Here is an 18,255-nt window from a genome sequence, read left to right as displayed (position 1 = left end):
CGCATCCTTTCCGGCTGTCGCCGGACCGGCGGGCTGCCGCCCGCACCCGTGCGCGCTGCCGCGCGTGCGACCGCCTCGTCGTTGCGGCTGGTTCGTGTCTGTTGAGGTGGCTGCGATGGGCCTATTTGCACCACGAACTTGTTCGTAACGAACATGTTCGTTAGGCTGAAGGCATGGATGAGCCGGGGAGTAGGCGGGAGCGGCCGGCTAAGGAAGCGTTGACGCGGCGGGGGATTGTCGCGGCTGCTGTCGACGTGATGGGGGCCGAGGGGCTGGGTCGCGTCACGATGCGGCGGTTGGCGAAGGAGCTTGATACCGGGCCTGCTTCGCTCTACGTCTACTTCCGCAACACGGCCCAGTTGCACGCTGCCGTGCTCGACGAGTTGCTCGGCGCCGTGGACCTCTCGCCGGTCGACGCGAAGGGCGACTGGCGGGATCGGCTTCAGGCGGTGTTGGCGTCGTACACGCTGGTGCTTTTCGAGTATCCGAGCCTCGCGCAGTCGGCCGTGAGTGCGCGGCCATCCGGACAGAACTATCTGAGGCTGGTCGAGTCGATCCTGACGTTGCTCGACGAAGGTGATGTGCCGCCCCGGCAGGCGTCATGGGGTGTCGATCTGCTGCTGCAACTGGCCACCTCGACCGCTGCTGAGCATGCGGGTGGCGACGACCCGGAGGAATGGAATGCGGTGGCTGCCGCCCTGCGTGCGGTCCAACCCGAGACGCATCCGCGGATCGCGGCGCTGGGCGAGGACCTGCTGAGCGGGTCTGGCCCGGACCGGACCTCCTGGGGCGTCCGCGCACTGATCAACGGAGTGCTCGCCACTCCACGCACAGAAGACGGAGTGCTCGGCACTCCACGTACAGAAAACGGAGTGCTCGGCACTCCGCGCACAGAAGGAGAACGAGCATGATCGCGATCATCGGCGCCGGCCTCGGCGGTTTGACCCTGGCCCGCATCTTGCACGTCAACGGCATCGAGGCCGTTGTCTACGAAGCTGAATCCTCACCGACCGTTCGCACCCAGGGCGGCATGCTCGACATCCACGAGGAGTCCGGCCAAGCGGCGCTCAAGGCAGCCGGTCTGTACGACGACTTCCTGCGGATCATCATGCCCGGCGGCGAGTCGATGAAGGTCTACGACCAGCACGCCGTACTGCGGTTGTCGCACGACCACGAGGGCAGCGGCCGGCCAGAGGTGCATCGCCGTGACTTGCGCGACCTGCTGCTCGGCAGCTTGCCGGACGGCATGATCCGCTGGGGCTCGAAGGTCGTCGGCATCTGCAACGATCGGGAGGTGCGGCTGGCCGACGGAAGCACGTTCAGCGCCGACGTCCTGATCGGTGCGGACGGCGCTTGGTCGAAGGTACGGCCACTGGTTTCGGATGCGACTCCGGCGTACCTCGGCCTGTCGTTCGCCGAGCTGAATCTGCTCGACCCCGACACGCGCCACCGGGACGCAGCCGAGCTGATCGGCGGCGGCATGATGATGGCCCTCGGCGACGGTCGCGGCTTCCTGGCTCACCGTGAACCCGATCGCCTGCACGCGTACGCCGCCGTGCGAGTCGACGAGCCGTGGACCGCGGTCACGAAGGACGACCTGCTGGCTGAGTTCAAGGACTGGGACGACCGGTTCCTCCGGCTCGTCCAGGAAGCCGACGGCGAGCTGACCCCGCGCGCGATCCACGCCCTGCCGATCGGGCACCGCTGGAGCCGCGTCCCCGGCGTCACCCTCCTCGGCGACGCCGCCCACCTGATGTCCCCGTTCGCCGGTGAAGGCGCCAACCTGGCCATGCAGGACGCCGCCGACCTGGCCGCCGCCCTCATCGCCAGCCCCGAGGACACCGAAGCAGCCCTCACCACCTACGAATCAACCCTCTTCCCCCGCGCCGAAGAAGCCGCCAAGGAATCAGCCGAGAACCTGAACATCTCCTTCGCCCCCGACGCCCCAACCGGCATCCTCAACTTCTTCGCCGGCATGCCTGAGCCGGGCAACGGCTGAGTCGGACGTGCGATGAGCCGGGCAAGGGGCTGAGCCCGGCATGCCCTGATCCGGCGGCAGGGTCAGCGACCGGAGGCCGACGGGAAGACGGCGCCCGTGTACTTCTCGCCGGGGCCTTGGCCGGGCTCGTCCTGGATCGAGCTGGCTTCGCGGAAGGCTAGTTGGAGGGAGCGGAGGCCGTCCTTGAGGGGTGCGGCGTGGTGGTGGCCGAGGGACGGGGCGGCCGCGTCGAGGAGGCCGGCCAGGGAGTCGATCAGGGAGCGGGCCTCGTCGAGGTCTTTGTGGTCGGGCAGGTCGGCGGCCAGGCCGAGGTTGACGGCGGCGGCGCTCATCAGGTGAAGTGCGGCGGTCGAGATGATCTCGACGGCAGGAACCTCGGCGATGTCACGAGAAGCGGTCGAGAGCGGGTCCGGCTGCACGGCGTCGGGCTGCGAAGTGGCATCTGCGTCGGTCATGCTGTTACTCTTACATGGCGACCGACCCGGTCTGTTGGTGACCCCTGAGTGGAATATTCGAGGGTTGCCAGTGGTTCTGGTCTAAGCGGAGGGCCACCTCCCACCCAGTCGATGAACAGTCGGCGGGTCCCGGTCAACGCTGAGAAATTCTGGAGGATATCCGGAGCATCACAGCGATCGTACGGCGTACCACCCGGAGGGGTTGGGGCGTCGTCGATCTGGGAATTGGGCCTTCGTGTGATCGCACGAGGGCCCTTTGTGTTTTCCAGGGGGCTCGCGGCGATGACGAGGTGGCACCAGTACTAGTTCAACCCAGGAGGACCCATCACCACTGATTTGCGCGTCAACGAGCGCATCCGCGTTCCCGAGGTGCGGCTGGTCGGACCGAACGGTGAGCAGGTTGGCATCGTCCGGATCGAAGACGCACTGCGGCTGGCCCAGGAGGCCGATCTCGACCTGGTCGAGGTCGCGGCAACCGCCCGGCCTCCGGTCTGCAAGCTGATGGATTTCGGCAAGTACAAGTACGAGACCGCGCAGAAGGCGCGCGAGTCCCGCCGGAACCAGACAAACACCATCATCAAAGAGATGAAGCTGCGGCCGAAGATCGACCCGCACGACTACGAGACCAAGAAGGGTCACGTGGTCCGGTTCCTGAAGGCCGGGGACAAGGTCAAGATCACCATCATGTTCCGCGGACGTGAGCAGTCCCGGCCCGAGCTCGGGTTCCGGTTGCTGCAGCGGCTGGCCGAAGACGTGAACGAGCTCGGCTTCGTCGAGTCCTCGCCGCGCCAGGACGGCCGGAACATGATCATGGTGCTCGGACCGCACAAGAAGAAGTCCGAGGCGCGCGTGGACGTGGAAGCCGAGAAGGCGCAGCGCAAGGCCGAGCGGGAGGCCGAGGAGCAGGCGGAGCGCGCAGAACGCGCCGAGCAGGCCCAGGCCCACGAGGCAGAACGCGCCGCCGGCGTCACGAAGAAGCCGAAGGGTCCGGCCGACAACCTCGACCCGGAGTGACGAAACGCTCCGGCCGCCAGGTCAGTCACAGCAGCCGGAGCCGGTCACACCAGAGTTCGAGTCAACGAAGATAATCAGGAGCACAACAGCCATGCCGAAGATGAAGACCCACTCGGGGATGAAGAAGCGCGTCCGGATCACCGGCACGGGCAAGGTTCGCCGCGAGCAGACCGGTGTCCGTCACCTCGCCGAGGCGAAGACGTCGAAGCGTAAGCGGCGCCTGAGCGGCACCGTCGAGGTTGCACCCGCGTTCGCGAAGAAGGCCAAGAAGCTTCTCGGCATCTGAGCAGCACCCATAACCCCCCGAACATCCCCGCCGAGTGGGCCTACCTCTCTCCGGCGCAGAAATACAAGGAGTAACACCTCATGGCACGCGTGAAGCGGGCAGTCAACGCCCACAAGAAGCGTCGTACCGTACTGGAGCAGGCCAGCGGCTACCGCGGCCAGCGCTCGCGGCTGTACCGCAAGGCCAAGGAGCAGGTCACCCACTCGCTCGTCTACGCCTACCGTGACCGCAAGGCGCGCAAGGGCGACTTCCGCAAGCTGTGGATCCAGCGGATCAACGCCGCGGTCCGGGCCGAGGACCTGACCTACAACCGCTTCATCCAGGGCCTGCGGCTGGCCGAGGTCGAGGTCGACCGCAAGATCCTGGCCGACCTGGCTGTCAACGACCCGGCGGCGTTCTCCGCGCTCGTGCAGGTGGCCAAGGCCGCCCTGCCGGCGGACGTGAACGCGCCGAAGACCGACGCCGCGGCCTGAGCAACACCCGTACACCACAGTGGCGAGTCCCGGTCTGCTGACCGCGCAATCAACGCGCATCAAGCAGGCTCGGCGGCTCGCCACTCGTGCGTTCCGGCGCAAAGCCGGCCGCTTCCTCGTCGAAGGCCCGCAGGCGGTCCGGGAAGCTCTCGAGCACCGCGAGCTCGTCGTCGAGGTGTACGCCGAACCGGAGGTCGCGACCCGTCATCGTGACCTGTACGACCTCGCCGCGGCGGCCGGCGTCCCGTGGTTCGAGGTCAACCGCGCCGCTGTCGAGGCATTGAGCGAGACCGTCACCTCGCAGGGCGTCGTCGCCGTCTGCGCGCTGGTGACCGTGCCCTTCACGCCGACCGGCAAGCTGATCGCGGCCGGCGTACAGGTCCGCGACCCCGGCAACGTCGGCACCTTGATCCGTACTGCGGACGCGGCCGGCGCCGATGCCGTCGTACTGTCCGCGGAGTCCGTCGACCCGCACAACCCGAAGGCGGTACGGGCCAGCGTCGGCAGCATCTTCCACGTGCCCGTCACCGTGGACGTCGACATCGTCGCGGCCGTCGAAGCCTGGCGTGAGCAAGGTCTGCAGGTGCTCGCCGCCGACGGGTACGGCGCTACCGATCTCGACACCTGCATCGACGACGGGACGCTCGCCAAGCCGACCGTGTGGCTGTTCGGCAACGAGGCCCACGGTCTGCCCGACGACCTCAACGCCATCGTCGACCACTCGGTGAAGGTCCCCATCTACGGCCGCGCCGAGTCGCTCAACCTCGCAACCGCCGCCGCGATCTGCCTGTACGCCTCCGCCCGCGCCCAACGCCGATGACCTTCGACCAACCGGGCCGGTTCTGGCGCGGGAATCTGCACACCCACACGAACCTGTCCGACGGAGCGCTGTCGCCGCGCGAGACCGCGGACGTATACCGCGACGCCGGCTACGACTTCGTCGCGATCACCGACCACTTCCGGCCCGAGTACGGATACCCGGTCACCGACACCAGGGACCTGCGGACGGACGGATTCACCACGCTGATCGGCGCCGAGCTCCACGCCCCGCGGACCGAAGCCGGTCAGCAGTGGCACATCATCGCGGCCGGCCTGCCGCTCGATTTCGCACCTCCGTCGGACTCCGAGACCGGTCCTGAGCTCGCCCGCCGAGCCCGGGCGGCAGGCGCCTTCATCGGCATGGCCCACCCGTCAGCTTCACTCCTCACAGCGGCCGACGCCGAGAGTCTCGACGCGGCCCACTCGATCGAGGTCTACAACGCCCTGTCCGACCGCGAGAACCGCGGCGACAGCTGGCACCTCGCCGATGTCCTGCTCAACCGCGGCCACCGCCTCACGACGTACGCCGCCGACGACGCCCACCTCCAACCCCAGGACCCGCCGCCCTGCCAGGCCTGGGTCCACGTCCGCGCCGAAGCACTCGAACCAGCCGCCCTCCTGACTGCGTTGAAGGCCGGCCACTTCTACTCCAGCACCGGCCCCGAGTTGTACGACGTACACCTCGAAGGCGACGTCATCGCCGTCCGCTGCTCACCCGCCACCAAGATCCTCCTCACCGGCGGCCACCCCGGCGCAGAACTTGCCCAAGGCACCGACCTCACCGAGTGCACGCTGCCCCTCACCCTTTTCCGCAACACCCATTGCCGCATCACGATCGAGGACGCCTCCGGCCACCGCGCCTGGACCAACCCGATCCACCTGCCACGCTGATTGACGCGGCGGGCCATCGCGTGTCAGCGTTGGGTTAGCGCGCGCCAGGGCGCCTCTTCTCCGCGGCAAGCACTGAGTGCACCTGGATGGTGGGAGTGGTACCTGTATCGACCGGTGAACCCTTCGGGACGGTCTGATTCAGCGGAGCGGGCTGTCTGGAAGGACTGATGATGTCGATTACACCCCTGCCCGCCAAGGCGAGTCTCAGCCAGCTGCGCGCCCGCGCGAAGGAGCTCCGCAAGGCGGTCGTCAAAGGCCGGCCCGATGCCATCGAGCGGGCTCGCGCGCATCACCCGGCGTACGACGAGGGGACCTTCACGTTGCGGGACGCGCAGTTGACGATCGCCCGCGAGTACGGCTTGGCCAGCTGGCCGGAGTTGATGGAGAAGGTCGCCACCGAGCTGGTGGAAGGCCGCGAGCTGCACCGGTACTTCGGCGTCGAGCTCAACAACGAGACCTGGGACCTGCTCGAAGAGATCGACGAGACGAGTCCGCTGGAAGACCAGGAGCGGTTGCTGTACGGCGCTTATGCCGCCTGCCTGCACTGGTTGGAGGCGGGCAACGAGGCGAATCAAGCGCGCGGCGAGCACCTGATCGCGCGGGTGGCGCTCCGGATCGGTCGCGTCGAGGTCGGGCTGCAACATGCACAGCGTTGTCTTCAACTGATCGAGACCTATCCCGAGCAGATGGGCGACTGGGACGAGCCGTTCGCCCGCGAGGCACTGGCTCGGGCGCTGGCGGCGACAGGTCAGCCAGCGGCCGCACGCGTCGAGCTGGAGAAAGCTCGTGAGCTGACGAAGCTCGTCGCCAGTGAGGGCGATCGCAAGGTGCTGGACGAGGAGCTCGCCAAGGAGCCGTGGTTCGGCCTTACTTCTTGACGCGGGCCTGCAGGCCGTCGAGCAGGGCGTCGAGGCCGAAGACGAAGTTCTCGGTGAGCTCGGAGTCCAGGTTCACCGACGTACGCCGGCGGACCGACTCCTGCATCTGCGGATAGTCGGTCGCCACCGACTGCGCCTGCTCGAGCAGTTCGCTCACCCAGCTCTCCTCGGAGCGGCCGGACTTCCGGACCATCTCCCGGGTCGCCACCTCGGCGCTGACTGTGCCGAGCACGTACGACATCACGCTGCCCATCGCGAGATCGACCTCGCGCGGCGTGAACCCGGCCGCTCCGAACAGCACCAGACCGCGCTCGCCGAGCGACATCGCGTTCGGCCCAATGCTCGGCCGCGTGTACATCACCTCGGGCAGCCACGGATGCCGCAGTACGGCGGACCGCAGGCTGTGCCCGAACAGCAGCGCTCCGCTCCGCCACCCGGCCAGCTCCGGCTCGGGTACGTCGATCTCCGCCCAGACCTGGTCGATCAGCAGGTCGACGAGGTCGTCCTTGGTCGGCACGTGCCAGTAGAGGCTGGTCGCGCCGGAGCCGAGCCGGGCCGCGAGCTTGCGCATGCTCAGCCCGGCGACGCCCTCGCTGTCGAGAATCTCCATCGCGGTCTTCACGATCTGCTCCCGGCTGAGCGTCTCGCGCGCCGGTGCAGCTGAGCGTTGCCGGGACCAGATCGTTTCCCTCATGCGCCCATCCTACAAAGCACTCGCACAGCGTACGAGTTTGTCGTACAGTGTGCGAGTGACTAGTACACCGTTCGAGTCCTCCGAGACGTCCGCTGACACGCCCGCAGCGACCGGTCACCCGCGTCGCTGGTGGATCCTGCTGATCCTGTGCCTGAGCCTGATGGTTCTGGTCGTCGACAACACCGTCCTGAACCTGGCCATCCCGTCGCTGATGCGCGACCTGGGCGCGACGCCCGCGGACATCCAGTGGGTGATCGACGCCTACATCCTGGCCTTCGCCGGGCTGCTGCTGACCGCCGGAAGCCTGTCCGACCGGTTTGGCCGACGGAAGATGCTGCTCCTCGGCCTGGTGATCTTCGGCGCGGCCTCGCTGCTGGCGACGCTGGCCGACAACCCGTGGCAGCTGATCGCCTGCCGCTTCCTGATGGGCGTCGGCGGATCGCTGCTGATGCCGAGCACGCTGTCGCTGTTGTTCACCGTGTTCCCGCCGGACGAACAGCGCAAGGCGATGGCCGGCTGGTCGATGGTCGCGATGCTCGGCGTGGTCGCCGGCCCGACCATCGGCGGCGTGCTGTTGAACCACTTCTGGTGGGGCTCGATCTTCCTGCTGAACGTACCGATCGCCGCGCTCGCGATCATCGGCACGCTGGCGCTGATCCCCGAGTCGAAGGGTCCGGCGCGTGATGTCGACCCGGTCGGGGCGGTGCTGACGATCGTCGGTATGGCGTCGATCGTCTGGGCGATCGTGTCGATCCCGGCGCACGGCTGGGGCTCGGCCCGGGTGCTCGGCGGTCTCGCGGTCGGAGTGGTCGCGTTGACCGCGTTCGCGCTGTGGGAGAAGCGGAGTGAGCACCCGATGGTGCCGCTCGCGCTGTTCCGGGATCGCCGGTTCAGCGGTACGAGTTTCTCGATCGTGCTGCTGTCCTTCACTGCCGGCGGGCTGCTGCTGGCGTTGACGCAGTACCTGCAGTTCGTGCTCGGGTACAGCCCGTTGAAGGCTGGGCTGGCGCTGATTCCGTACGCCGTTGCCGCGGCCGCCTTCAACGGGCTCGGGGCTGCGCTGGGCAAGAAGGTCGCGGACCGGACGCTGATCTCTCTCGGGCTGCTGATCATCGCGGGCAGCTTCGCGATCCTGATGCGGGTGTCCGACTCGAGCGGATACGGGCTGCTGATCATCGGCCTGCTGGTGATGGGCATCGGCGGTGGCCTGGCGGGACCAGCGGCGTACACGCTGTTGATGCAGGCCGTTCCGGCGGAGCATCGCGGTGTGGGTTCGGCGATGAACGACACCGTGCAGCAGACCGGTGCGGCGCTGTCGGTCGCCGTACTGGGCAGTGTGCTCGCGGCGGCGTACTCCTCGGCGCTGCCGGACTCCGTGCCGGAGGCAGCCCGGAAGTCGATCGCGGACACGCTCGCGCTCGGGCCGGATTTCTTCGCCTCGGCTAAGCACGCATTCATCGACGCGATGTCGATCTCGATGACCGTCGGAGCCGGCGGTGCGATCGCGGGTGCTGTGGTTGCGTTGGTGCTGCTGCCACGTGGCGAGGCCAAGGTGCAGGACTCCGCTCAGGCACAGGTGGACGACCCAGTGCACTGACACGATGTGCGCATGCTGCAGGGGAGTGACGCGCAGGGAGTCGTGAATCTGATGCTTTCCTGCACGTTGGTGCTGATCCCGGTCGCTCTCGTGACATTCGCGATCGGCTGGCGGAGATCGCATCGATTCGTTCTCAAATGGGCGCAGGCCGCCGGCGTCGTGTCCACGATGCTGGCCCTCGGGTACGTCGTGACCGCGGCGGCCTGCCTCATCCTGGAAGACCGCGCGCCGGGGCCTTCGGCGTACCCGATCTTCCTGCTGCCGGTCGGCGTCGGCGCGCTGCTGGCCGCGCTGGCGGTCCTCGGCGCCATCGTCCGGGGCAGATACAAAATGGGCTGATCCACAGGGTTGTGGACAGCCGATTCACGCTCTTGGGGTTCGGGTTTCTAGACTGCAATTCGCAGAAGTTCCGAATTGAGAGCGAGCCATGTCCGGTCCCAACACTAATTACGACCCGGTCGAAGTGACGCCGCTGCATGCCGAAGAGGTGGAGCGGACCCGCGACGAGGCGCTGACGGCGTTTACCGAGGCGGCCGATCTGGCCGCCCTGCAGGAAGCCAAGTCCACCCATCTCGGCGACAAATCGCCGATCGTGCTGGCCAACCGGGAGATAGGCGCGCTGCCGCCGCAGGCCCGCAAGGAGGCCGGTCAGCGGATCGGCGCGGCCCGGAAGGCGATCAACGAGGGCTTCGCGTCCCGGCTCGCCGTCCTCGAGGCCGCGCACGAGGAGCAGATGCTGGCCACCGAGCGCGTCGACGTGACGCTGCCGTGGCACACCCCTGAGCTCGGCGCGCGGCACCCGCTCTCGCTGATCTCCGAGCAGGTCGCGGATGTCTTCACCGCGCTCGGCTGGGACGTCGCCGAAGGCCCGGAAGTAGAGGCCGAGTGGCTCAACTTCGACGCGCTGAACTTCCAGCCCGACCACCCGGCGCGGCAGATGCAGGACACGTTCTTCGTCGAGCCGGCCGGCTCCGGCAAGGTGCTCCGGACGCACACGTCGCCGGTGCAGGCGCGGTCGATGCTGAGCCGCAAGCCGCCGATCTACGTGATCTGCCCGGGCCGCGTGTTCCGCACCGACGAGCTCGACGCGACCCACACGCCGGTCTTCTACCAGGTCGAGGGCCTGGTCGTGGACGAAGGCATCACGCTCGCGCACCTCAAGGGCACGCTTGACCACTTCGTCGTCTCGATGTTCGGCGAGGGTCTCGAGGCGCGTCTGCGGCCGAACTTCTTCCCGTTCACCGAGCCGTCGGCCGAGGTCGACCTGAAGTGCTTCGTCTGCCGCGGCGAGTCCGTCGGCAACCCCGACCGCCCGTGCCGCACCTGCGGTAGCGAGGGCTGGATCGAGTGGGGCGGCTGCGGCGTGGTGAACCCGCGGGTCCTGCAGGCCAACGGCATCGACACCCAGCGGTACTCCGGATTCGCGTTCGGCATGGGCCTGGAGCGGACGCTGATGTTCCGCAACGGGGTCGAGGACATGCGGGACATGGTCGAGGGTGACGTGCGGTTCAGCCGCCAGTTCGGGATGGAGATCTGATGCGGGTCCCACTGTCATGGCTTCGTGAGTACGTCGACCTCCCGGCCGGGGTGACCGGTCGCGACGTCGGGGAGAAGCTGATCCGGGCCGGCCTCGAGGTGGAGACCGTCGAGGAGTCCGACCTGACCGGTCCGCTCGTCGTCGGCAAGGTGCTGACGTTCGAGGACGAGCCGCAGAAGAACGGCAAGACGATCCGCTGGTGCTCGCTCGACATCGGCAAGGACGAGCCGCAGTGGGTCGTCTGCGGCGCGAACAACTTCGCCGTCGGCGATCTCGTGGTCGTCGTGCTGCCGGGTGCGGTGCTGCCCGGTGGGTTCGCGATCTCGGCGCGGAAGACGTACGGGCATATCTCCAACGGGATGATCTGCTCGAGCGCGGAGCTCGGCCTCGGCGATGACGGTACGCACGGCATCGTGGTACTGGAGCCGGGTGAAGCGACGCCGGGTGATGACGCGATCGAGTTGCTGGCGCTGGCCGATGACGTGCTCGATATCGCGGTGACGCCGGATCGCGGGTACTGCCTGTCGATCCGCGGGGTCGCGCGCGAGGCGGCGACGGCGTACGGCGTTGCGTTGAAGGATCCTGCTCAGCTGGCGCTGGACGGGTCGGGTTCCGGTGGGTACCCGGTGCGGGTGGACGATGCCGAGGCGTGCAGCGTGTTCGTCACCCGGACGGTGACCGGGATCGACGCGAAGGCGTTGTCGCCGCGGTGGATGCAGAAGCGGCTGCTCGCGTCCGGGATGCGGCCGATCTCGATCGGGGTCGACGTCACGAACTACGTGATGCTCGAGCTCGGTCAGCCGATCCACGGGTACGACAAGGCCCGGCTGTCCGGCGAGATCGTCGTACGGCGGGCGAACGCCGGCGAGAAGCTGATGACGCTCGACGACCAGACCCGCGAGCTGGACGTAGAGGACCTGCTGATCACCGACGACTCCGGCGCGATCGGTGTCGCCGGGGTGATGGGTGGTGCGTCGACCGAGATCTCCGACGCGACCACGGACGTGGTGATCGAGGCCGCGCACTTCGACCCGATCGTCATCGCGCGCGCATCCCGCCGGCACAAGCTGTCCTCGGAGGCGTCCCGCCGATTCGAGCGCGAGGTCGACCCGCTGCTCCCGAGGTACGCCGCTCAACGCGTAGCCGACCTACTCGCCGAGTACGCCGCCGGCACAATCCTCCCCGACGAAACAGTCGTCGACACCCACCCGTCCCCGGCTCCCGTCAACTTCCGCGCCGACCACGCAGCCCGCGTTGCGGGTGCGCCGATCACCATCGCCGACACGCTGCAGCACCTGCGGTCGGTCGGTTGCACCGTCGACCGCGCCGCCGCGGACGCGGTGCCCGCGCCGCTCGCGGCGGGCGTCCACGCCCCCGCCCTCGTCATCGACGCCCCGGCCCGGCCTGCGGCCGGCCCGGGCCGGGAAGAGGCAGAAGGCGGACCGGCCGCCGTCGGCGGCTCCGCGACGGCCGGCGACGGCTCGGCCGTCGACCTTGCTGGTGACGATCTGCTGACGGTGACTCCGCCGTCGTGGCGGCCTGATCTGCGGGACCCCAACGACTTTGCCGAAGAGGTTATTCGGTTGTTCGGGTTCGACAACGTGCCGTCGATCTTGCCTGCCGCGCCTGGGGGACAGGGGCTGACGGTTTCGCAGCGGCGGCGGCGTCGGGTGGCGACGGCGCTGGTCGGTGCGGGGCTGACCGAGGTGGTGTCCTACCCGTTCACGGGTGAGGCGGACTTCGACGCGATGGGCTTCCCCGCCGACGACCCACGCCGTACGACGGTGAAGCTGGTCAACCCGATCTCCGACGAAGAGCCGTCGATGCAGACGACGCTGCTCGCGACCCTGCTCCGGACCGCCGAGCGCAACGTCGGCCGGGGTGCGACAGACCTGGCGATCTTCCAGACTGGCCTCGTCTTCCTCCCGAAGGCCCAGACCAAGCCTGCGCCGCTCCCGTCGGTCGCGCACCGGCCGAGCGACGCCGAGATCCAGTCGCTGTACGACGCCCTGCCGGACCAGCCGCTGCACATCGGCGTAGTGCTGACCGGCTCCCTGACCCCGACCGGTTGGTGGGGCAAGGGCCGCCCGGCCGGCTGGGCCGACGCGGTCCAGATCGCCAGGCTGATTTCGTCTGCAGTCGGTGTCGAGCCCGTAGTCACGAACGTCGAGCTCGCGCCCTGGCACCCAGGCCGCTGCGCGCAGTTCGCCATCGACGGCCCAAATGGCAAGGTCGTCGGCCACGCCGGCGAGCTGCACCCGAAGGTCTGCCAGGCGTTCGGTCTGCCGACCCGCTCGAGTGCCGTCGAGCTCGACCTCGAAGCGTTGATCGCTGCCGGCCCCGAGTCGATCACGGCGCACCCCTTCTCGTCGTACCCGGTGGCCAAGGAGGACGTGGCGTTGATCGTCGCGGCCGATGTGGCAGCAGCCGACGTGCAGGCGGCGCTGGCCGAGGGCGCGGGCAACCTGCTGGAGTCGGTCCGGCTGTTCGACGTGTACACCGGCGAGCAGATCGGCGAGGGCAAGAAGTCGCTCGCGTTCGCACTGCGCTTCCGGGCGCCGGACCGGACCCTGAAGGAGAACGAGGTCGCCGATGCCCGGCAGGCCGCCGTCCAGGTCACCGTCGACCGGTTCAACGCCGTCCAACGGGTCGGCTAGTTCCATGACCGAGGAGGCGCGATGAGCGGCCGTCACCCGCGGGTGGCGGTCGCCGCGCCCAACGAGGCGGCCGCGGAGGCCGGCGTCCGGGTTGCCGCCGAGGGCGGCAACGCGGTGGACGCCGCCATTGCGGCCACCCTGGTCACGATGGTCAACGAGATCGGCGTCGTCTCGCCGGCCTCTGGCGGATTCGTCACGTTGCAGGTCGCAGGTGGTGAGGCGATCACCATCGATGGCTGGGTCGAGATGCCCGGCCGCGGCCTGTCGAGCGACCGGTTCGGCCAGGGCGTCTGGGACATCACGACCGACTACGGCGGCGGTACGACGACCACCGTCGGCCACGGCTCCGTCGCGACCCCGGGCGGGATGAAGGCCCTCGACCTCGCCCACCGGCGGGCCGGTAAGGCGGCGTGGCGTGAGGTCGTCCAGCCCGCGATCGAGGTTGCCCGCAACGGCTTCCCGCTCAGCCGCACGTCCGGGTACTACCTCGGCTTCACCCACGAGATCATCTTCGGCTGGCACCAGCCCAGCCACGGCGTCGTCCACAACGAGGACGGCGAGGTGATCAAGGCCGGCAGCACGGTCGTGATCCCCGAGCTCGCCGAAGCCCTCGAGCTGATCGCCCGCGACGGCGCCGAGACCATGTACACCGGCCGGCTCGCGCAGCTCCTCATCCATGACATGGCCGCGAACGACGGCATCCTCACCGCCGAGGACCTCGCGGCGTACGAGGCCGTCGTCCGTCCGGCCCTCGTCGTCAAGCAGAACGGCTGGCGCCTGGCGACCAACCCGCCGCCGGCCGTCGGGGGAGTCGCCGCCGCCGCGATGCTCGCGCTGCTCGATGGCGTACCGGCCGACGGCAGCTGGAATCAGTTCGAGATCGAGCGACTCGTCGACGTGCAACACGCCGTCCTCGGCCGCCGGCTCGCGGAGCTGGACGAGGAAGACGTCCGGCGACTCGAAGGCCAGAAGCTCCTCGACCTGGCCGCGGCCGGCGACCTGCGCGCGCTGACCTCACCGAGTACGGCGACGGTCTCGGTCGTCGACGACGAAGGCGACGCGTGCGCGATCACCGTCTCGTCCGGCTACGGCTCCGGCGTACTCACCCCGGGCACAGGCATCTGGCTGAACAACGCCCTCGGTGAGCAGGAGCTCCTGCACGGCGGCCCGCACAGCCTCGCGCCCGGCACCCGCCTCACCTCGAACATGGCCCCGAGCGTCGCCCGCCGCGAGAGCGACGGCGCCGTGCTGGCGATCAGCTCGCCGGGATCGGACCGGATCCCGACCGCACTCGCCCAGGTCTACGCCCTCTACACCCACGGCGGTCTCTCGCTCCGCGAAGCCGTCGAGCATCCGCGCCTCCACGTCCGCGTCCGCGAGGACATCGTCGTCGACTACGAGGACGACCTCCCGGTCTCCGGTTCGACCGCGCTCCCGACCCGCCCGATGCCGCCGCACTCGATGTACTTCGGCGGCGTGGCCGCCGCGTTCTGGGATCCGACCGACGGCCTCCTCGCCGTCGGCGACCCCCGCCGGACCGGCGCGGTGGCCATCTCCCCCTGAGTGCCCTAGTAAGGTCAGCCACCTCAGATCCGAAAGGTGACCCGATGCGGGACCCGCACCCCGAGCTCTCCGTCGTCGTACCGATGTACGACGAGGAGGAGGTGCTGCCGATCTTCTTCGAACGGATGCACCCGCTGCTCGACGGCCTGGGGATCACCTACGAGCTGCTCGTCGTCGACGACGGCAGCCGGGACAAGACCGCGGCCCTGCTGCTCGCGGCCGCCGAGGACTGGCCGCAGCTCCGGGTGGTCCGGCTGCTCCGCAACAGCGGGCACCAGGCCGCGCAGTCGGCCGGCTTCCGGCGCGCCCGCGGCCAGTACGTCGTCACGATCGACGCCGACCTCCAGGATCCGCCGGAGGTCATCGCCGAATTCCTCGAAGCGGTCAACGAGCAGGACGTCGATGTTGTGTACGGCGTACGCTCCGACCGCTCCAGCGACTCGTGGGCGAAGCGGACCAGCGCCCGGCTGTACTACCGGTTGATGTGCCGACTGGTCGGCAAGGACATCCCGTTCGACGCGGCCGACTTCCGGTTGGTGACGCGACGCGTGGTCGATGCGGTGAACGCGCTGCCGGACGACGGGCGGGTCTTCCGCCTGGTGATCCCGTGGCTCGGCTTCCCGAGCGCCGAGGTGCGGTACGTGCGGGCGGAGCGAGCCGCCGGCACGACGAAGTACAACTTCTCGAAGATGCTGCGGCTCGCGTTCGACAGCGTGACCGCGTTCTCGGCCGCGCCGCTGCGGCTGGCGACCTGGCTGGGGCTGCTCGGTGGCGCGATGTCCGGGCTGTTCGTCGTCGGTGCGCTGGTGATCAAGCTGACCGGCCGGAGCATCCCCGGCTGGACGTCGACCGTGCTCGCGGTCAGCGTGATCGGTGCGATCCAGTTGCTGTGCCTCGGTCTGCTCGGTGAGTACGTCGCGCGCCTGTTCCAGTCGAGTCAACGCAGACCGCAGTTCCTCGTCGGCTATGACAGCCTCGGCGACCACGGCCATCAGGAACCGCTGCACCACAAGGCCCCCTCTGACAGATGAAAAGGTCGCTTCCGTGGCTGCTGCCGATTCTGGTAGCGGCCGGCGGGTTCGTTTCGCTGGGCGATGTCGGACCGGGTCCGATCGTCAAGTACGCCGCGTACTTCGCGTTGGCGATCGCGCTGCCCGGCACGCTGCTGCTCCGCGCGGCCTGGCGCAGTACCGGTAACTGGGCCGAGGACCTCGGACTCGGCTCGGTCGTCGGCGCGACCTGGCAGCTGATCGGCTGGGCGATCTTCACCGCGCTCGGCTGGCAACGCTGGCTGATCGTCTGGCCGGCGCTGGTCCTGATCGGCTTCGCGATCTTCGGACGCTCCCATTGGCGCATCGCCGATCCGAAACCGCTGCCGGTTGCCTGGACCTGGGGACTGGCTGTGTCGGCGGCGGTGATGATGGGCGCGGTCACGTTCGGCGTGATGGCGTACCACCCGATGCCGCCGCACGGCGAGGCGTACTACCCGGACCTCCTCTACCACCTGTCGATGGTGAACGAGCTGACCCGGACGGTGCCGCCCGAGATCCCGCAGGTGGTGGGGGAGCGGCTCGAGTACCACTGGTTCGCTAACGCCGACATGGCCGCCGCAGTCGACACCACCCGCCTCACCCCGATGGTCGTGCTGTTCCGGCTCTGGATACTGCCCTGGCTAGTCGTTTCACTCCTCGTCTGCGCGACACTGGCCCGCACTGTCAGCCGCACGTGGTGGACCGGCGTACTCGCGGCTCTCGCACTGGCCGCGCCGCAGCTGTTCCTGCTCGTCGACACGAGCGTGAACCTCGCACCGCCGGTCAGTCTGCTCAGTCCGTCGCAGACGTTCGGCATGGTCGCCGGCGTGGCAGTCGCGATCTTCCTGATCGAGCTCCTGTTCAAGGGCGGCACCAGCCGGCTATGGCTGCTCGCTGTTCCCGTTGCAGTCGTCGGCGGCGGTTCGAAGCCCACAGTGCTCCCGTTGCTGGTCGCAGCAGTCGGCCTGGCCGCGCTTTACCTGCTGATCACCACGCGACGTCTGCCGTGGCGTCTGATCGGTACGACGGTCGCACTGCTTCTGGTAGGTGCAGTCACCTTCCTGACGGTGGCCGGCAGCACCAGTGGGTCGCAGCTGCAGTTCCTCGCCGTACTGAAGTCGCTTCCCGTCTACACCGCAGCCACCGGCGACACCACACAACCTGGCGACGGCGGGCTGATCCTTCCAGCGCTCGCACACGGCCATGTGCTCGGAACACTCAGCCTGCTTCTTGGTCTGCTGCTGACCTTGCAAGCGATGTCCTGGGCCGGCTTCGGTGTCGTCGGTCGCAAGGATCCGGTCGCGTGGTTCCTGCTCGGCGCGATGATCGCGGGCTGGGCCGGCTACCTGCTGATCGACCACCCGTCCGTGAGCGAGTCGTACTTCGTCTACATGGCCGCACCGTTCAGCCTGGCCGGCGCCGGATGGTTCGCCGCGACCAGCGCACGCGCTTCGCGCCGGCCGATCCCGATAGCGATCGCCGCCTTCGCGCTCTCGATCGTGTACGCCGGCATGCTCGTCTGGGCCCGTGGTGTGCCGGCCGCGTCGACCGGTCGGCAGCTGTGGTTGAGCACGCGGATGTTGCTCGTCGTCCTCGGCATCACGCTCGTGCTGCTCGCGGCGTGGCGGCTGTTCTTCCGGCAAGCAGGCGGCGGCATGTTCGTCGTACTCGTGCTGTTGTCGACGGCACCGGTCAGCTCGTTCCTGCAAAGCGCCCTACGCGGTGACACCGAGAAGGCGCCGACGTATCGGGCCGCGCGCTGGTGGGTCTACCCGGACGAGGCCGAGGCAGCGTTGTGGCTCGGTGAGAACTCGGCGCCGACCGACGTCGTCACGACCAACACCTGGTGCCGCCCGGCCGGTACGACGGCGCCGGGCTGCGATGCACGCGGGTACCTCGTCAGCGGGATCGCCGGTCGTCGCACCCTGATCGAGGGCTGGGCATACACGAACCAGGCGATGGCCAAACAGGGCAACGGCGGCCGTCGCTACACCGAGCAGCCGTCGCCGTGGCCGGACCGCGTCGCCCTCACCAACCAGGCCCTCACCGCGCCGACCGCCGAAGTACTGCGACGGATGCACGACGAGTACGGCGTCCACTGGCTGTATGCCGACGCACGCAACGGCCCGGTCTCGCCCGCACTCGACCAGCTCGCCCTACGCCGACACAGCATCGGCAAGGTCGTGATCTACGAACTCGGAGAGTGATTCTCCCGTAACATTGGGTCGGCGCAGACCGTTGTGTCTACGCAGGTCCGCCCGCCCGCGGCCGATGCACTTCGGCACCCTGATCGTTCGGGAGGGCGGGACACATGCGGGCTACCCGACCGGGGGCCATTCTTCTTGCCACCGGCCTGTTGAG

17 protein-coding genes are annotated in these 18,255 nt (G+C 68.6%); 15 read left to right on the top strand and 2 right to left on the bottom strand.

Features of this window, described 5'->3' with window-relative positions:
- Positions 1–173 precede the first annotated feature (173 nt).
- Both FDA38_RS32180 and FDA38_RS32175 read left to right on the top strand, forming a co-directional pair.
- On the top strand, positions 174–911 hold the full coding sequence (locus tag FDA38_RS32180; protein WP_137257956.1) for a TetR/AcrR family transcriptional regulator: 738 nt from the start codon (positions 174–176) through the stop codon (positions 909–911).
- Complete coding sequence (locus tag FDA38_RS32175; RefSeq protein ID WP_137257955.1) at positions 908–1,999, top strand: FAD-dependent oxidoreductase; 1,092 nt, start codon at positions 908–910, stop codon at positions 1,997–1,999. The genes FDA38_RS32180 and FDA38_RS32175 overlap by 4 nt, the downstream gene beginning before the upstream one ends.
- A gap of 62 nt (positions 2,000–2,061) precedes the next feature.
- Here the strand turns inward: FDA38_RS32175 and FDA38_RS32170 are convergent, their stop codons facing one another.
- Positions 2,062–2,454, bottom strand: coding sequence for a DUF1844 domain-containing protein (locus tag FDA38_RS32170; RefSeq protein ID WP_137257954.1), 393 nt, complete (start codon positions 2,452–2,454; stop codon positions 2,062–2,064).
- Between the two features lie 336 nt (positions 2,455–2,790).
- Here FDA38_RS32170 and infC point away from each other — a divergent pair, with 336 nt between their 5' ends.
- The 6 genes from infC to FDA38_RS32140 all read left to right on the top strand — a co-directional run bounded on the left by infC (position 2,791) and on the right by FDA38_RS32140 (position 6,815).
- The gene (infC, locus tag FDA38_RS32165) at positions 2,791–3,468 is read left to right on the top strand and encodes a translation initiation factor IF-3 (RefSeq protein WP_202877958.1); all 678 of its coding nucleotides are present in this window, start codon (positions 2,791–2,793) and stop codon (positions 3,466–3,468) included.
- Between the two features lie 91 nt (positions 3,469–3,559).
- A complete protein-coding gene (gene rpmI / locus FDA38_RS32160; protein ID WP_130439409.1) occupies positions 3,560–3,754 on the top strand; it encodes a 50S ribosomal protein L35 in 195 nt (64 codons plus the stop codon).
- Between the two features lie 80 nt (positions 3,755–3,834).
- Positions 3,835–4,227, top strand: a complete 393-nt coding sequence (gene rplT / locus FDA38_RS32155) for a 50S ribosomal protein L20 (RefSeq protein ID WP_130439407.1) — start codon at positions 3,835–3,837, stop codon at positions 4,225–4,227.
- Between the two features lie 19 nt (positions 4,228–4,246).
- Positions 4,247–5,047, top strand: a complete 801-nt coding sequence (locus FDA38_RS32150; protein ID WP_137257952.1) for a TrmH family RNA methyltransferase — start codon at positions 4,247–4,249, stop codon at positions 5,045–5,047.
- Complete coding sequence (locus FDA38_RS32145; RefSeq protein WP_137257951.1) at positions 5,044–5,937, top strand: CehA/McbA family metallohydrolase; 894 nt, start codon at positions 5,044–5,046, stop codon at positions 5,935–5,937. The genes FDA38_RS32150 and FDA38_RS32145 overlap by 4 nt, the downstream gene beginning before the upstream one ends.
- Before the next feature lie 170 nt (positions 5,938–6,107).
- Complete coding sequence (locus FDA38_RS32140) at positions 6,108–6,815, top strand: hypothetical protein (protein WP_137257950.1); 708 nt, start codon at positions 6,108–6,110, stop codon at positions 6,813–6,815.
- Here the strand turns inward: FDA38_RS32140 and FDA38_RS32135 are convergent.
- Positions 6,805–7,509: a TetR/AcrR family transcriptional regulator C-terminal domain-containing protein gene (locus tag FDA38_RS32135; protein WP_137257949.1), complete on the bottom strand. Its 705-nt coding sequence runs from the start codon at positions 7,507–7,509 to the stop codon at positions 6,805–6,807. The genes FDA38_RS32140 and FDA38_RS32135 overlap by 11 nt on opposite strands.
- Before the next feature lie 55 nt (positions 7,510–7,564).
- On the opposite strand from FDA38_RS32135, the gene FDA38_RS32130 reads away from it, so the two are divergent.
- The 7 genes from FDA38_RS32130 to FDA38_RS32100 all read left to right on the top strand — a co-directional run bounded on the left by FDA38_RS32130 (position 7,565) and on the right by FDA38_RS32100 (position 18,101).
- The gene (locus FDA38_RS32130) at positions 7,565–9,106 is read left to right on the top strand and encodes an MFS transporter (RefSeq protein ID WP_233715053.1); all 1,542 of its coding nucleotides are present in this window, start codon (positions 7,565–7,567) and stop codon (positions 9,104–9,106) included.
- A 12-nt stretch (positions 9,107–9,118) separates the two neighbouring features.
- Positions 9,119–9,445: a hypothetical protein gene (locus tag FDA38_RS32125; protein ID WP_137257947.1), complete on the top strand. Its 327-nt coding sequence runs from the start codon at positions 9,119–9,121 to the stop codon at positions 9,443–9,445.
- Between the two features lie 88 nt (positions 9,446–9,533).
- Positions 9,534–10,643, top strand: a complete 1,110-nt coding sequence (pheS, locus tag FDA38_RS32120) for a phenylalanine--tRNA ligase subunit alpha (RefSeq protein WP_137257946.1) — start codon at positions 9,534–9,536, stop codon at positions 10,641–10,643.
- Positions 10,643–13,300: a phenylalanine--tRNA ligase subunit beta gene (locus FDA38_RS32115; RefSeq protein ID WP_137257945.1), complete on the top strand. Its 2,658-nt coding sequence runs from the start codon at positions 10,643–10,645 to the stop codon at positions 13,298–13,300. The genes pheS and FDA38_RS32115 overlap by 1 nt, the downstream gene beginning before the upstream one ends.
- 21 nt (positions 13,301–13,321) lie before the next feature.
- Complete coding sequence (locus FDA38_RS32110; RefSeq protein ID WP_137257944.1) at positions 13,322–14,863, top strand: gamma-glutamyltransferase; 1,542 nt, start codon at positions 13,322–13,324, stop codon at positions 14,861–14,863.
- Between the two features lie 44 nt (positions 14,864–14,907).
- Entirely contained in the window at positions 14,908–15,894 is a 987-nt protein-coding gene (locus FDA38_RS32105; RefSeq protein WP_137257943.1) for a glycosyltransferase family 2 protein, read from the top strand.
- Positions 15,891–18,101, top strand: a complete 2,211-nt coding sequence (locus tag FDA38_RS32100) for a hypothetical protein (RefSeq protein WP_137257942.1) — start codon at positions 15,891–15,893, stop codon at positions 18,099–18,101. The genes FDA38_RS32105 and FDA38_RS32100 overlap by 4 nt, the downstream gene beginning before the upstream one ends.
- Positions 18,102–18,255 lie beyond the last annotated feature (154 nt).

Source organism: Kribbella jiaozuonensis (genome assembly GCF_005233875.1).
GTDB classification, from domain to species: domain Bacteria; phylum Actinomycetota; class Actinomycetes; order Propionibacteriales; family Kribbellaceae; genus Kribbella; species Kribbella jiaozuonensis.
This window is presented reverse-complemented; position numbering and strand designations above follow the sequence as displayed.

Bases quoted from the DNA above. Each gene is read 5' to 3' on its own strand.
- FDA38_RS32180 (WP_137257956.1), top strand. From the start codon at position 174: ATGGATGAGCCGGGGAGTAGGCGGGAGCGGCCGGCTAAGGAAGCGTTG.
- FDA38_RS32175 (WP_137257955.1), top strand. From the start codon at position 908: ATGATCGCGATCATCGGCGCCGGCCTCGGCGGTTTGACCCTGGCCCGC.
- FDA38_RS32170 (WP_137257954.1), bottom strand. From the start codon at position 2,454: ATGACCGACGCAGATGCCACTTCGCAGCCCGACGCCGTGCAGCCGGAC.
- rpmI (WP_130439409.1), top strand. From the start codon at position 3,560: ATGCCGAAGATGAAGACCCACTCGGGGATGAAGAAGCGCGTCCGGATC.
- rplT (WP_130439407.1), top strand. From the start codon at position 3,835: ATGGCACGCGTGAAGCGGGCAGTCAACGCCCACAAGAAGCGTCGTACC.
- FDA38_RS32145 (WP_137257951.1), top strand. From the start codon at position 5,044: ATGACCTTCGACCAACCGGGCCGGTTCTGGCGCGGGAATCTGCACACC.
- FDA38_RS32140 (WP_137257950.1), top strand. From the start codon at position 6,108: ATGTCGATTACACCCCTGCCCGCCAAGGCGAGTCTCAGCCAGCTGCGC.
- FDA38_RS32135 (WP_137257949.1), bottom strand. From the start codon at position 7,509: ATGAGGGAAACGATCTGGTCCCGGCAACGCTCAGCTGCACCGGCGCGC.
- FDA38_RS32125 (WP_137257947.1), top strand. From the start codon at position 9,119: ATGCTGCAGGGGAGTGACGCGCAGGGAGTCGTGAATCTGATGCTTTCC.
- pheS (WP_137257946.1), top strand. From the start codon at position 9,534: ATGTCCGGTCCCAACACTAATTACGACCCGGTCGAAGTGACGCCGCTG.
- FDA38_RS32115 (WP_137257945.1), top strand. From the start codon at position 10,643: ATGCGGGTCCCACTGTCATGGCTTCGTGAGTACGTCGACCTCCCGGCC.
- FDA38_RS32110 (WP_137257944.1), top strand. From the start codon at position 13,322: ATGAGCGGCCGTCACCCGCGGGTGGCGGTCGCCGCGCCCAACGAGGCG.
- FDA38_RS32105 (WP_137257943.1), top strand. From the start codon at position 14,908: ATGCGGGACCCGCACCCCGAGCTCTCCGTCGTCGTACCGATGTACGAC.
- FDA38_RS32100 (WP_137257942.1), top strand. From the start codon at position 15,891: ATGAAAAGGTCGCTTCCGTGGCTGCTGCCGATTCTGGTAGCGGCCGGC.